This window comes from Terrimonas alba (assembly GCF_042434975.1).
Classification (GTDB): Bacteria; Bacteroidota; Bacteroidia; order Chitinophagales; family Chitinophagaceae; genus Terrimonas_B; species Terrimonas_B alba.
The window spans coordinates 1-14,123 of the sequence record NZ_JBHMQM010000010.1; the positions used below are offsets into that span (position 1 = coordinate 1).

The window sequence follows — 14,123 nt, forward strand, 5'->3', positions numbered from 1 at the left end:
CTAACACTTAAATCAACAGAACCGGTGGTATTGCCAAAGCAAAGCACATCCACTTTTGAAGAGGTGAGAGCCAGGGCCGCAGCAGGCTGCCCAATGGTAACAGAAGTAGTCGCTGTACAATTATTGTTATCAGTAACGGTAACGGAATAAGTTCCTGCAGCAAGGGCGGTGATGTCCTGTGTAGCAGCGCCATTGCTCCACACATAAGAGTAAGGAGTCGTACCACCACTAACAGTTAAGTCAATGGACCCGGTGGCATTGCCAAAGCAAAGCACATCCACTTTTGAAGAGGTGAGAGCCAGCGCTGCAGCAGGCTGCCCAATGGTGACCGAAGCGGTAGCTGTACAATTATTGTTATCAGTAACGGTAACGGAATAAATTCCAGCGGAATTGACAGTGATTGAGCTTGTCGTAGCTCCGGTGCTCCAGGAAAAAGTGCCACTTGTTGCACTTGCAGTTAATGTTGTGGTTTCATTACAATTATTTGTTGCCGTTATAACCGGATCAGGCGGCCCTGTTTTGGGATTTGCGGTTCCGGAACCGGCTGCGCTTGTACATCCATCTATCGTTTGAGTTACTGTATAGACCCCGGCTGTATTAACCGAGATGGAGTTTGTTGTGGCGCCGGTACTCCACAAAAGAGATCCGGATGCATTATTAGCCGTTAATGTCGAAGTCCCATCACAGTTGTCGGACACTATTACGTCCGGTATAGGTGGAGTTGCCTTTACTGTTATAGTTACAGCTCCCACTTGAGGGATTGGCAGACCTGTGCCATTTGCGTCTCTAACTGCGAGCAAGGCTACTATAAAGGTTCCGGCATTAGTTGTCGGGAATAATAATTGAACCGTATTGCCTGAACTAACTAGTGAAGTTTGCGTTAGGCCGCCATTTATCGAGTAGTCAAAACTATATTCGGGAGTGCCGTTAGCACCCGTAAAAGTAATGGACGGCTCAGACCCATTCTGACAAACAGAAGAATTATTTACAGAGATTGTTGCCGTCGCCTGACCGTTTATTGCCGAGTTGCAAAAGAATAAGACGATAAGCAAAAGCAAAAAATGCCTTGCAGCCATTAGAAAAGCAGACGCACTAAGCCTCGGTTTAGCGGTAGGTGGATATGTATTCAGGTCAGAACACATGTAATTCTCAGTAAGCGGATGGTGGTTGTATTTAAATAGGATTTGGCTTCAATCAATGATAAACCTGCAGTTTTGCCGGGTAGGCTGCTTCATTGTTGTAAGCAAGCGTCCGATAAAACTCTGCGAAGTAATCACCCGGAGAATTTTCCAAGTGGTACTAAGCTGCTACCTTTTGATGTTTGGGTAAAACAGGATGCTGATAGTGGCGAAATGCCAAAAGTTTGATGAAGAGGACCAACACAATTCCCTGGTGTAGAATTTTTCATGATTTGGATTTTATGGTTAACTACTTAACTACGTGGTACTACTTAGTATAACGTAGCATATGCGAATAATAATATACACATGGTGATTTAAAAATTATTGTTCGTAAAGTCACTATTGGCAACTGTGTAATTTTACTTTGTACATTTTCTGTATAGTTATAAAAACGGATTAATAAAAAGTGGAAAACAGCCGCGACAGGGTAAGCCGGAAACTTTTACATTAATAGGAAAGGTTCCTGTAACTGGCTGGCACTGAGTTTTCGGGTGGAGGGCTGATCATCTTTTTCCGGGCAAAAATCCAACAGGATAATATTACCCTTTCGCATATCCAGGCTAAAACGGCTAGTTTTTCGGTTGACGGTCACTTTTATATTAAGAAGGTATTCAAACGGGACAGGTTTGCGGGTAATCTCCTTTCCGTTGTAGTTGATTCGTACGCCCTGTACATCTTGCGACAGGTTGAGGTTTCCCTTAGCCAGAGAGTCCTTATTATCAATAATGTAATTGGTAAAAATTGGGCGGTTGTTGATCGAGAGGCTGACCTTGTCTTTATTAAAACATCCTCCCAAAATAATATTATACTCAGATCTTTTCAGAGGTTGTGCAGAAAGGATCAGGGTGAAGGTGATCATCAGGATGGTCAACGCGGTCTTCATAGATATCGCTGCCAAAATAAAAAACATTCTCCGTTCATGCAAGTAGCCGACAGCATTGTTTTTTAGAACCGGCAAACTAAATGGTTCGTAAAACGTAATTCATTTAGTTGAATGTCATACTTAAGTTAAATAGCGGTCCATATTTTTTCGGCCTACCTGATTACTGTTAATATTGTGGCCCGTAAGAAAATTCACAGCTGATTCTTTTTGACCAAATACTATTACAATGCGCAATAAATTTTTGCTTATCCTTCTTTTCTTTTTCACCGGGCTGACAGTTAAGGCACAACAGAAATTTACAATCAGCGGTACCGTCTCTTCAAAAACTAAAGGTGAGACCGTTATCGCCGCCACGATAAAAGTTGGGAACGCCAGTACCATCAGCAATGATTATGGCTTTTATTCCATTACCCTTTCTAAAGGAGAATATATCCTGGAGGCAACAGCAGTCGGTCTGCAACCATTTTCGGAAAAAATAAATGTTGACCGGGATATTGTGCTGAACATTTCATTGGAAGACGTAGTGCGGGATCTCGATGAAGTAGTAGTGTCATCCAATTCCCGTACCCGCAGTTTAACTAACCCGCAAATGGGAATGGAGAAACTTTCGACAAAAGATATCCGGTATGTTCCTGTTTTATTGGGCGAGAGAGATATTTTGAAAGTGGTACAGCTGCTGCCAGGCGTGAAATCGGCCGGAGACGGAAATAGCGGTTTTTATGTCAGAGGTGGTGCTGCTGATCAAAACCTGATATTACTGGATGAGGCTCCGGTTTACAACGCCTCACATTTGCTGGGATTCTTTTCTACATTCAATTCAGATGCCATCAAGGATATGACGATGTACAAAGCAGGTATGCCGGCCCAATATGGTGGCCGGTTATCATCGGTGTTGGACATTAAAATGAACGAAGGAAATAACCAGGCTTATAATGTTAGTGGCGGCATTGGTCTTATTTCTGCCAAATTAAACATAGAGGGACCCATACAAAAAAATCGGTCTTCCTTTTTGGTAACAGGAAGGAGGACTTACGTAGATGCTTTCTTAAAACTGTCCAAAGATTCAACGGTAAATAGTAATAATCTCTCATTTTATGATTTTAATGCAAAGGCCAACTATATATTGGGCAGGAAAGACCGGCTATACCTGTCCGGTTACTTCGGTCGTGATCAGTTGGGTGTCGGCAGCACTTTTGGATTAGCCTGGGGCAATGGTACCGGTACGGTTAGATGGAACCATATTTTTGGGCCTAAACTTTTTTCCAACACTTCACTTATTTACAGCAACTATAATTACAAGATATCTATTCGGAGTGGTGCAACCGATTTTGACATTTTCTCACAGATACGTGATTGGAATTTGAAAAAGGAACTGCAATGGTATATCGATAACCGGAATAGTATGCGATTTGGTGTAAATGCAATTTTTCACACCATCAGGCCCGGTGAAGTAACCGCTACGGCCGCTTCCAGTATCAACAGCAGTAACCTGCAAAGAAGATACTCATTGGAGAATGCAGCCTATGTAACAAACACCTGGAAAGCCTCCGATAAAATCAATCTTACCTATGGAGTAAGGTTAACGGCTTTCAGTATTTTAGGAAAGGGAGATTACTACGCATTAGATAATGATGGTGTTGTGACGGATACATTCAGTTATAAAAAAGGTGAGATCGTCAAAACTTACTTCAATACGGAACCAAGAGTGGCTTTGAGCTATCAACTGAATCCCGTGTCTTCCGTCAAAACATCGTATGTCAGAAATATTCAAAACCTGCATTTAATTTCTAATTCTACTACGGCAAGTCCAACAGATAAGTGGGTGGCCAGTACCAATATTATCAAGCCCGAAATTTCAGACCAGGTTTCGCTGGGTTATTATAGAAATTTTGGTGAAAATCTATATGAGTTGAATGTGGAGGCTTATTACAAAACCATGCAAAACCAGGTGGATTATAAGGATGGAGCTGATATCTATATCAATTCTGATGCAATAGAAACGCAGTTGCTTTTTGGAAAAGGAAGGGCTTATGGAATTGAATGGTTATTTAAAAAAAAGCTGGGAAAATTTAGCGGGTGGTTGAGTTATACCTTATCAAAAACGGAAAGAAAGATTAATGGTATCAATAACAACAACTGGTACAACGCCAGGCAGGATAGAACGCATGACATAGCGGTAGTAGGAATTTATCAATTGACTAAGAAATGGACGCTTTCGGCTAACTGGATCTATTATACGGGTAGTGCGGTCACATTCCCTGCTGGTAAATATCGCATCGATGATCAAACTGTTTATTATTACACAGAACGAAATGGCTATCGAATGCCGGCTTATCATCGCCTTGATATTGGTGCTACATGGATATTAAAACAAAAAAGAAAATTTTCTTCCGAGCTGACCATTAGTTTGTACAATGCATATGGTCGTGAAAACGCTTATACAATAGAGTTTCGTGACAATAAAGATGATCCGGATAAGACCGAAGCAGTGCAAACAGCCTTATTCAAATATATTCCGTCGGTTTCTTACAATTTTAAATTTTAGAGCATGTCTTTTAATAAATCGATCAATTTAAAAAGAATTTTCACATGGTGTTTTGCAGGAGCAACAGTTTCAGGTTTGCTGAGTTCCTGCCAAAAAGTAATTGAAATAGATACTAGAAATGCCGAAGAAAAATATGTAGTGGAAGGTGTGGTTACTGACGAAGCGGACAAAAGTTTTGTCAAGCTATCCACAACGAAAAACATTACTGAAAACAATGACTTTCCACCAGTAACAGGAGCCACAGTACTGATTAACGATAATAGTGGAAACAATATAATTCTTAGCGAGACATCCCCGGGAACCTATACAGCGCCGGCACTTGTCGGTTCACCAGGCAAAACGTATTCACTGGACGTCACAGTGAATGGAGAAAAGTTTACGGCGACTTCAACTATGCCGCAAAAAATCAATCTGGACACTCTTTTTATATCAGATGAAATACTATTTGGTGAAACCAGGAAGCTTGCCAATATCGCTTACCAGGATCCGGCTGGCAAAGGACAATGTTACCGGTATGTGCAGTATGTGAACGGTAAAAAGAACAAACCAATTTTTGTCAACAATGACGACTATTCCGATGGGAAATATGTTCAGTCGAAATTGTGGTATTTGGTAGACGAAGACGAAAATCCTGAAGAAGAAATAAAGTCGGGTGATACGCTTACCATCGATATGCTTTGTATAGATCCCGCAGTGTATAAATATTGGTACAGTGTTTTTCAAAGCGCAACAGGCAGTAGCCAGTCTGCTTCACCAGCTAACCCTGTGACAAATATTAAAGGAGGCGCCCTAGGCTATTTTAGTGCACATACTTTGCAAACAAGAACCGTGGTCGTTCCGTAAGAGAGCGATGAGCTAACAATCGGCCGTTGATTGACAAGCCAGAATCAGAAGATACCAAAATATACTGAACAAGCTCCCTGAAATTCCCATTAATCTTATTGATCCAAAAAATCCCGGTTCAGACAGACAAAAAAATGGGGCCAGGATAAAAATCCAGCCCCGTTTTAAAATCCAATATCCTATGAAAAACCAAGACAATATTAGTTCGAATGTTTCATAAACACAATACCCTAAAACGGGTATTTTTCCACTTTCTTAAAAAATGGTAGCCAAATAAAATTTTGCCATATCAAAAAGCTCTCTATTTTTGCACCGCGAAACACAAAATGATTTTAAACCTGCATATACATCATCATCATCATTTTACCCACCGGGTAAGCTGTGATGTTTTTATGTAGTATGTCAACATAATTAACTTTCAAGGGCTTACCATGGCGGTAGGCCTTTTTTATTTTCTCACCCTTAAAGGGGAAAACAACATGAAACGCCCACATAAAATAGTTGATATACAGAACGATATTTGATTGGGCGTTCCATCTGACCAAATTAAAACAATAAAAAATAAACAGATGAAACTGAAAATAGCGATCCAGAAATCAGGCAGACTTCACGAGGATTCTTTACGATTATTGAAAGAGTGTGGTATCGACATCTCCAATGGGGGTAACAAATTAAAATCATCAGCCGCCAATTTTCCGCTGGAGGTTTATTTTTTACGGGACGATGATATCCCGCAATACGTGGAAGATTCAGTGGCAGACATCGGCATCGTGGGCGAGAATGTGGTATATGAAAAGAAAAAAGAAGTGGACGTGATGGAAAAATTAGGCTTTGGTAAATGTCGCTTGTCAATAGCTATTGAAAAAGGCGATACCTATAACCGGGAAAATTTGAATGGGAAAAAGATCGCTACCAGTTATCCAGTCATTTTGCAGGAATTTTTAAGGACAAACAATATCGATGCGGAGATCCACGAGATCAGCGGCAGCGTGGAAATAGCACCGGGAATAGGGCTGGCAGATGCGATCTGCGATTTGGTCAGCAGCGGTTCAACTTTGTTGACCAACGGCTTGAAGGAAGCAGAAACTATCCTGGAGTCGCAATCGGTTTTGATCCGGAATAAAAAGCTCGATCCCGAAAAACAACGCCTGCTGAATAAATTGTTATTTCGACTGCGATCAGTAAAAAAAGCAAAGAATAATAAATACATCTTGCTGAATGCTCCCAATGAAAAATTAAAAGACATTATCTCCCTGTTGCCAGGCATGAAAAGTCCGACCGTATTACCATTGGCAGAATCCGGATGGAGTAGTGTACACAGTGTTATCGATGAAAATGATTTTTGGGACATCATTGAACAACTAAGAGAAGAAGGCGCACAGGGAATATTAGTGGTGCCTATTGAGAAGATGATAGTTTGAGGAGGTGAGAAGTCAGAGGTCAGAGGTCAGAGGTCAGAAGTCAGAAGTCAGAAGTCAGAAGTCAGAAGTCAGAAGTGAAATAGGGCAATAAAATTAAATTAATTCGTGACCGAAATGATTCATCGGAAAAATAATTGATTGTAAATGCAAATAGTAGAATATCCAACAAGAAATGAATGGCCGGAATTGCTGCAGCGGCCAGTGATGGAACAGCTTTCTTTAGAAAAGAAGGTGAAAAAACTTTTGTCAAAAGTGAAGAAAGGAGGTGATAAGGCTGTTCGAAAAATGACAAAGGACTTTGACGGAGTAAAGATCAAAAGATTGTTGGTGAGTGAAAAGGAAATTCAACAGGCGGTTACAAATGTGCCGGATGAATTAAAGGAGGCTATTACAATTGCCGCCAATAATATCACCACCTTTCACCAATCTCAATTGTTGTCTGAATCCCTGGTTGAAACAATGCCGGGTGTTAAATGCTGGCGGCGTTCAGTGGCTATCGGTAAGGTGGGCTTGTACATACCGGGTGGCACAGCTCCTCTCTTTTCCACCGTATTAATGTTGGGCATTCCCGCTAAACTCGCTGGTTGTAAGGAAATCGTTCTTTGTACCCCGCCGCAGAAAGATGGGACCATTAACCCCGCAGTGTTATTTACTGCGCGGTTAGCGGGCATTACTAAAATATTTAAAGCTGGTGGAACTCAGGCAATCGCTGCGATGGCGTACGGAACAGAATCTGTTCCAAAAGTGGATAAAATATTTGGACCCGGCAATCAATATGTCACCTGTGCCAAGCAAATGATCCAGTCGGAAGGTATTGCGATTGACATGCCCGCAGGACCCAGTGAGGTTTGCGTGCTAGCCGATGAAACTGGTAATCCATCTTTTATCGCAGCAGACCTTCTATCCCAGGCTGAACATGGTCCAGATAGCCAGACATTGCTGGTTACTACATCACCAGTCCTTGCTAAACAAGTGAAAGCTGAAATTGAAAAACAGGTGAAAGAATTGCCCCGTGAGAAGTTTGCTTCGGCATCTTTGACAAATAGCAAGGCAATTGTTCTTGGGTCATTAGAAGATTCAATTGACCTCGTAAATGAATATGCGGCAGAACATCTTATTATTTCCTGCGCTGGAGATGAAGCAATTGCTCAACAAATCATTAATGCCGGGTCTGTTTTCCTGGGAAATTATTCGCCGGAGAGTGCCGGGGATTACGCCAGCGGCACCAATCACACACTTCCAACCAATGGTTTTGCCCGGTCATACAGCGGCGTCAGTGTCGATAGTTTTGTAAAAAAAATTACCTATCAAAAGCTCAGTAAAGAAGGATTGGCTAATATCGGCAAAACAGTTGAGCTGATGGCAAAGGCTGAGGGCTTGGATGCGCATGCGAATGCGGTTAGTATTAGATTAAGAAACTAAAAAATAAAGCGTTCCCGGTTTCCTGTTACCAGTAACAGGAAACCGGGAACCGGGAACTGGTAACTATATAAAATATGAACTTCGATTTAAATAAACTGGTCAGGGAAAATATAAAAAAGGTAAAAGCCTATTCATCGGCAAGAGATGAGTTTAGCGGCGAAGCAAAAGTATTTTTGGACGCCAATGAAAATAGTTTGGGTTCCCCATTGACGAAATGGTACAATCGCTATCCTGATCCGCACCAACAAAAATTAAAAGCCTCCATTAGCCGGGTAAAAAATGTTGATCCAAAAAATATTTTTTTGGGAAATGGCAGCGACGAGTGTATCGATCTTTTATACCGTTGTTTTTGTGAACCGGGAAAGGATAATGTGATCATTTGTCCCCCCACCTATGGAATGTACGAAGTGAGTGCTGCGATTAATGATGTTGAATTGAGAAGAGCAGAATTACTTCCCAATTTTCAACTGAACCTGGCGCTGATTGAAAACTTGATTGATGACAATACCAAAATTATCTGGATATGCTCTCCCAATAATCCAACTGGCAATAGCATTAATTACCCGGATATCGAGATGTTGCTGAATAATTTCAATGGTTTAGTTGTTGTTGATGAAGCCTACATTAATTTTTCCCGGCAGCATTCTTTGCTAAAAGAATTAAATGAGTATCCGAACCTGGTGGTCATGCAAACATTTAGCAAAGCATGGGGTTTGGCGGCATTGCGGTTAGGAATGGCCTTTGCATCAAAAGAAATTATTGAATTGCTCGACCGGATCAAGCCGCCGTATAATATCAACCAGGCTACCCAGGATCTTGCTTTGGAAGCCCTGGAAGAAGTAGGACAGGTAAACGATATGATCAGGGAGATTGTAGCGATGAGGGAAGAGTTGATCAATGTCTTTCAGCGGATGCCGTTGGTAGAGAAAGTCTATCCGTCAGACGCTAACTTTTTGCTCGTAAAAGTAAAAGATGCCGTTGATGTATATGACTATTTGTTAACCGAAGGTATTGTGGTTAGAGACAGGAGTAAGGTGCAACTGTGTGACGATTGTTTGCGTATCACGATTGGAACAGAAAATGAAAACACATTGCTGGTCGATGCATTAATCGATTATATGAAATCAAAAAGATAAATTATGTCGAAACGGGTTTTATTTATTGACAGGGACGGAACACTTATCAATGAGGCGCCGCCTACGTACCAACTGGATTCGTTTGATAAGCTAACGTTTTATCCGGCTATGTTTGAATACATGGGAAGAATTGCCAGGGAATTGGACTATGAATTAGTTATGGTGACCAACCAGGATGGTTTAGGAACCGAAAGTTTCCCCGAAGAAACATTCTGGCCGCTTCAAAATCTTGTGATGAAAAGCCTGGAAGGAGAGGGAATCTTTTTTTCAAAAGTATTTATCGACAAATCATTTCCTGCGGATAATGCTCCAACCCGTAAGCCTGGCATCGGAATGTTGACTGAATATCTTAATAATGATAATTATGATATACCTAACTCATTTGTGATCGGCGATCGTATCACCGACATTCAGCTGGCAAAGAATATGGGTTGTAAAGGGATCTGGCTGAATAATGATCCAACCTTGGGCGGTGGCGAAGTAAAAGATAAGGCAGAGGAATTGCGCCAATCGACAGTTGCGCTGGAAACAACCAATTGGAATGATATTTATGCTTTTTTAAAGAATGGTTTACGAAAAGTATCCCATGAGCGGAATACTAATGAAACGAAAATCAGTGTTCAGTTGAATATGGATGGAAACGGTAAAGCGTCCATACATACTGGTCTTGGATTTTTTGATCATATGCTCGAGCAAATTGCCAGGCACGGGAAACTGGATCTTTCTATCCGCTGCGATGGCGACCTGCATATCGACGAACATCATACTATTGAAGATACCGGAATCGCATTAGGAGAAGCCTTTGCAAAAGCACTGGCTGATAAAACCGGTTTGGAACGTTACGGTTTTGCTTTGCCAATGGACGAGGCGGAGGCAAAAGTTTTAATCGATTTTGGCGGCAGGAACTGGCTGGTTTGGAACGCAGAGTTTAAAAGAGAAAAAATCGGCGAGATGCCAACAGAGATGTTTTTTCATTTCTTCAAATCATTTAGCGATGCGGCCCGCTGCAACCTGAATATCGAATGTAAAGGAGAAAACGAACATCATAAAATTGAAGCGATCTTCAAAGCGTTTGCGAAAGCGATCAGGATGGCAGTGAAGAAAGATCCGTTTAGCAATTACCTGCCCAGTACAAAGGGGGTATTGTAGCCGGAAGTGAAAAGTGAAAAATCAAAAGTGAAAATAACAGATTATAAGTTTTGAATAATTCGTGAGCATTAGTGTAATTCGTAACAAAAAATGAGTATTGTAATTATAAAATATAACGCAGGAAATATCCAATCTGTCTTATATGCATTAGAACGGATAGGAGTTGAAGCTGTTGTTACTGATGACCCGGATAAAATAAAAGCCGCAGATAAGGTTATTTTTCCGGGCGTTGGGGAAGCAAGTACGGCTATGCAATACCTGCGTCAAAGGAAGTTGGATATGCTGATTAAAGAGTTGAAGCAACCCGTACTGGGCATTTGTCTGGGAATGCAGTTGATGTGCAGGTATAGTGAAGAAAATGATACGGACTGCCTGGATATTTTTGATGTATCGATAAAGAGGTTTAAGACAAATGATCCTGCAATAAAGGTTCCCCAGATTGGATGGAATAGTATTTACAATCTTAAAACTTCATTGTTTGAGTCAGTGCCGGAAAACTCTTTCATCTACTCGGTGCATAGTTATTATGCCGAACTATGTGATGAAACAATAGCGACCTGCCATTATATTCAGCCCTACAGTGCCGGGTTGAAAAAAAATAATTTCTGGGGAGTGCAGTTTCACCCGGAGAAATCAGCAAATATCGGCGAACAAATTTTGAAAAACTTTTTATTAGCCTGAGATGTTGATCAAGGAAGTTCCGATCGAAAAAATATTGCAGATCCGACAACAGGTAATGTATCCAAAAGAAACATTGGAGTTTGTAAAGCTGGACGATGATGCTCTCGGAACGCATTTAGGATTATACCAGGATGATCGTTTATTATCGGTGATTAGTTTGTTTGAAGGAGATGGGACGATACAATTCAGAAAATTTGCGACGATTACGAATGAGCAGGGTAAGGGCTATGGAACAAGATTGCTTCAATATGTGATGGATTGGGCAGTAAAAAATGAAAAGAAAATTATTTGGTGTAATGCCAGGCTATCTGCAACCAGTTTGTATGAAAAATTTGGAATGCAGCAAACAGGAGACAGCTGGGAAAAATATGGTATCGAATTTATAAAAATGCAAAAACAGTTGACTTAATATGCAGCTAATACCGGCGATAGATATAATTGATGGAAAATGCGTGAGGCTAACCCAGGGAGACTATGAGCAGAAAAAAATTTACAATGAGCACCCGCTTGAAGTCGCTAAGCAGTTTGAGGGTGCTGGTTTGCAGCGATTGCACCTGGTAGATTTGGATGGAGCTAAACAAAAGGCAGTAAAAAACTGGAAGGTGCTTGAGATGATTGCATCTAAAACAGGCCTGGTCATTGATTTTGGTGGAGGCATTGCTACGGAGAAGGATGTGAAGGTTGTGTTTGAATCAGGAGCTGCGTTTGCGACGGTGGGCAGTATGGCTGTGAAAAACGAAGCTGAGTTTGTAAAGTGGCTGATGATTTTCGGTGGGGAAAAATTTCTGCTGGGTGCCGACGTAAAAGACAAAATGATCGCCATTCATGGATGGCTCGAAACAACCGATAAAAGCATTTTTAATTTTATTGAAAATTATAGTAAGAAAGGAGTGAGCCAGGTTTTTTGTACCGATGTCAGCAAAGATGGAAAACTGGAAGGACCTTCTGTTGAATTATATACTGAGATCATAAAAAAATTCCCTGGGTTGTTTTTTATTGCCAGCGGTGGTGTGGCCAATGTAAACGATCTGCATACATTAAAGGAGATAGGATGTAGCGGAGCCATTATTGGGAAAGCGATCTATGAAAACCGTATCAGTCTTACTGACCTTAAAAATTTTGCCTGAGAATGCTTACAAAAAGAATTATACCCTGCCTGGATATCAAAGATGGCAGAACAGTAAAAGGAACCAACTTTGTAGACCTTCGTGATGCGGGTGACCCGGTTGAGTTGGGAGCCTTATATGCGAAACAGGGAGCTGATGAATTAGTTTTTCTGGATATAACAGCCACTGTTGAAAAAAGAAAAACATTGATTGACCTGGTGAATCGTGTTGCGCACAACGTTAACATTCCCTTTACGGTTGGTGGTGGCATTAGTTCTGTTGAAGACGTTAATAGCTTATTACAAAACGGGGCGGATAAAATTTCGGTGAATACAGCCGCTTTTAAAAGACCTTCGCTGATCAATGAACTATCAAAAGAGTTCGGGAGTCAATGCGTGGTGCTGGCAATCGATACAAAAAAAGAAGAAGATGGAGAATGGTATGTGTACCTAAATGGCGGAAGGCTGAAAACAGATACAAAATGTTTTGACTGGGCCCGGCAGGGCGTAGAAGCAGGAGCAGGTGAGATACTGCTAACGTCTATGAATCATGATGGAACAAAAGCTGGATTTGCATTGGATATTACGAGGCAACTGGCAACTTCTTTACCCGTGCCGGTTATCGCAAGCGGTGGCGGAGGTAGTATGAATCACTTTGTAGATGTATTCAAAGAAGCAAAAGCTGATGCAGCATTGGCGGCAAGCATTTTTCATTTTAAAGAAATTGGTATTCCCGAACTCAAGGATTATCTCGCAAACAGTAATATTTCAGTAAGAAGATAAATAGTCAATAATGAAATAAACCATAAAAATTATCGGGCAATTTATAACCAACGGCGATGATAATTTTTACAGCGAACCTGTCTGCCGACAGGCAAGATTCCATCTGGCCAAAAAACAATAAAAAATAAACAGATGAAAATAGATTTTGCAAAATATGATGATGGATTGGTTCCGGCCATTGTACAGGATGACATCACAGGCAAAGTGTTAATGCTAGGATTTATGAATGAGGAAGCATTTAATAAAACAAAAGAGATTGGTAAGGTCACATTTTTTAGCAGGAGTAAAAAACGTTTGTGGACAAAAGGCGAAGAGAGTGGTAATTTTTTGTTGTTGAAAGAAATTATGATTGATTGCGATAGCGATACATTGCTTGTTAAAGTTAATCCCGTAGGCCCTGTATGCCATACAGGTGCGGACACTTGTTTTAATGAAACGAACAGTGGTGATTTTTTACAAACACTCACTGATATTATCAGGAAAAGATTCGATGATCGTTCAGCCAAATCGTACACATCGGGTTTATTTGATAAAGGAATAAATAAGGTAGCTCAAAAAGTGGGCGAGGAGGCCATCGAGCTGGTAATTGAGGCTAAAGATGATAACAAAGAGCTATTTCTGAATGAGGCGGCTGATCTATTGTTTCACTACATGATACTATTGCAGGCCAAAGGGTTTTCATTGGACGATGTTAAAAAGGTTTTGGCGGAGCGCCATAAATAGCTTCTGCAATTCAGTAAAAATCGGGCTCACCGCCTGTCAACTCTTATGGGGAAGTGATAACTTGACAACCTTAGTAGAAAAATGAACATTGTATTGCTAACCGTATTACATTATTTTAACCAATCGCTAAGAATGTTCAAACTGTTATGTTTATTTGTCCAATAAGGTAATAAGGTTCTGCAGGAAGAATGTGATTTTTTTTTATTAAGGTTGCCTGAATTGAATGAAACCTGTTTGTAATTATGCCCAAT

Annotated in this window: 13 protein-coding genes; 11 read left to right on the plus strand and 2 right to left on the minus strand. The window is 40.8% G+C overall.

Annotation, left to right across the window (positions count from 1 at the left end; genetic code table 11):
- Both ACFEL9_RS24300 and ACFEL9_RS24305 read right to left on the minus strand, forming a co-directional pair.
- A partial coding sequence (locus ACFEL9_RS24300; RefSeq protein WP_385895489.1) for a SprB repeat-containing protein occupies window positions 1–1,142 on the minus strand: 1,142 nt, incomplete at its 3' end.
- A 481-nt stretch (window positions 1,143–1,623) separates the two neighbouring features.
- A complete protein-coding gene (locus ACFEL9_RS24305) occupies window positions 1,624–2,064 on the minus strand; it encodes a hypothetical protein (protein ID WP_385895491.1) in 441 nt (146 codons plus the stop codon).
- A gap of 226 nt (window positions 2,065–2,290) precedes the next feature.
- Between ACFEL9_RS24305 and ACFEL9_RS24310 the strand changes: the two genes are divergently transcribed.
- From ACFEL9_RS24310 to hisIE, 11 genes are all read left to right on the plus strand, one after another.
- The gene (locus tag ACFEL9_RS24310; RefSeq protein WP_385895492.1) at window positions 2,291–4,609 is read left to right on the plus strand and encodes a TonB-dependent receptor; all 2,319 of its coding nucleotides are present in this window, start codon (window positions 2,291–2,293) and stop codon (window positions 4,607–4,609) included.
- A gap of 3 nt (window positions 4,610–4,612) precedes the next feature.
- Window positions 4,613–5,452, plus strand: coding sequence for a DUF4249 domain-containing protein (locus ACFEL9_RS24315; RefSeq protein ID WP_385895494.1), 840 nt, complete (start codon window positions 4,613–4,615; stop codon window positions 5,450–5,452).
- Window positions 5,453–6,021: 569 nt separating this feature from the next.
- Window positions 6,022–6,873 (plus strand): ATP phosphoribosyltransferase, encoded by an 852-nt coding sequence (gene hisG / locus ACFEL9_RS24320; RefSeq protein WP_385895496.1) that lies wholly within the window; start codon window positions 6,022–6,024, stop codon window positions 6,871–6,873.
- 144 nt (window positions 6,874–7,017) lie between these two features.
- A complete protein-coding gene (gene hisD, locus ACFEL9_RS24325) occupies window positions 7,018–8,295 on the plus strand; it encodes a histidinol dehydrogenase (protein WP_385895498.1) in 1,278 nt (425 codons plus the stop codon).
- A 74-nt stretch (window positions 8,296–8,369) separates the two neighbouring features.
- On the plus strand, window positions 8,370–9,431 hold the full coding sequence (gene hisC, locus ACFEL9_RS24330) for a histidinol-phosphate transaminase (RefSeq protein ID WP_385895500.1): 1,062 nt from the start codon (window positions 8,370–8,372) through the stop codon (window positions 9,429–9,431).
- Window positions 9,432–9,434: 3 nt separating this feature from the next.
- Window positions 9,435–10,580: a bifunctional histidinol-phosphatase/imidazoleglycerol-phosphate dehydratase HisB gene (gene hisB, locus ACFEL9_RS24335; RefSeq protein WP_385895502.1), complete on the plus strand. Its 1,146-nt coding sequence runs from the start codon at window positions 9,435–9,437 to the stop codon at window positions 10,578–10,580.
- A 90-nt stretch (window positions 10,581–10,670) separates the two neighbouring features.
- On the plus strand, window positions 10,671–11,261 hold the full coding sequence (gene hisH / locus ACFEL9_RS24340) for an imidazole glycerol phosphate synthase subunit HisH (protein WP_385895504.1): 591 nt from the start codon (window positions 10,671–10,673) through the stop codon (window positions 11,259–11,261).
- 1 nt (window position 11,262) lies between these two features.
- Entirely contained in the window at window positions 11,263–11,670 is a 408-nt protein-coding gene (locus ACFEL9_RS24345; RefSeq protein ID WP_385895506.1) for a GNAT family N-acetyltransferase, read from the plus strand.
- A gap of 1 nt (window position 11,671) precedes the next feature.
- On the plus strand, window positions 11,672–12,388 hold the full coding sequence (gene hisA / locus ACFEL9_RS24350; RefSeq protein ID WP_385895509.1) for a 1-(5-phosphoribosyl)-5-[(5-phosphoribosylamino)methylideneamino]imidazole-4-carboxamide isomerase: 717 nt from the start codon (window positions 11,672–11,674) through the stop codon (window positions 12,386–12,388).
- 2 nt (window positions 12,389–12,390) lie between these two features.
- A complete protein-coding gene (hisF, locus tag ACFEL9_RS24355) occupies window positions 12,391–13,149 on the plus strand; it encodes an imidazole glycerol phosphate synthase subunit HisF (protein WP_385895512.1) in 759 nt (252 codons plus the stop codon).
- Between the two features lie 132 nt (window positions 13,150–13,281).
- A complete protein-coding gene (gene hisIE, locus ACFEL9_RS24360; protein ID WP_385895515.1) occupies window positions 13,282–13,872 on the plus strand; it encodes a bifunctional phosphoribosyl-AMP cyclohydrolase/phosphoribosyl-ATP diphosphatase HisIE in 591 nt (196 codons plus the stop codon).
- Window positions 13,873–14,123: the final 251 nt, after the last annotated feature.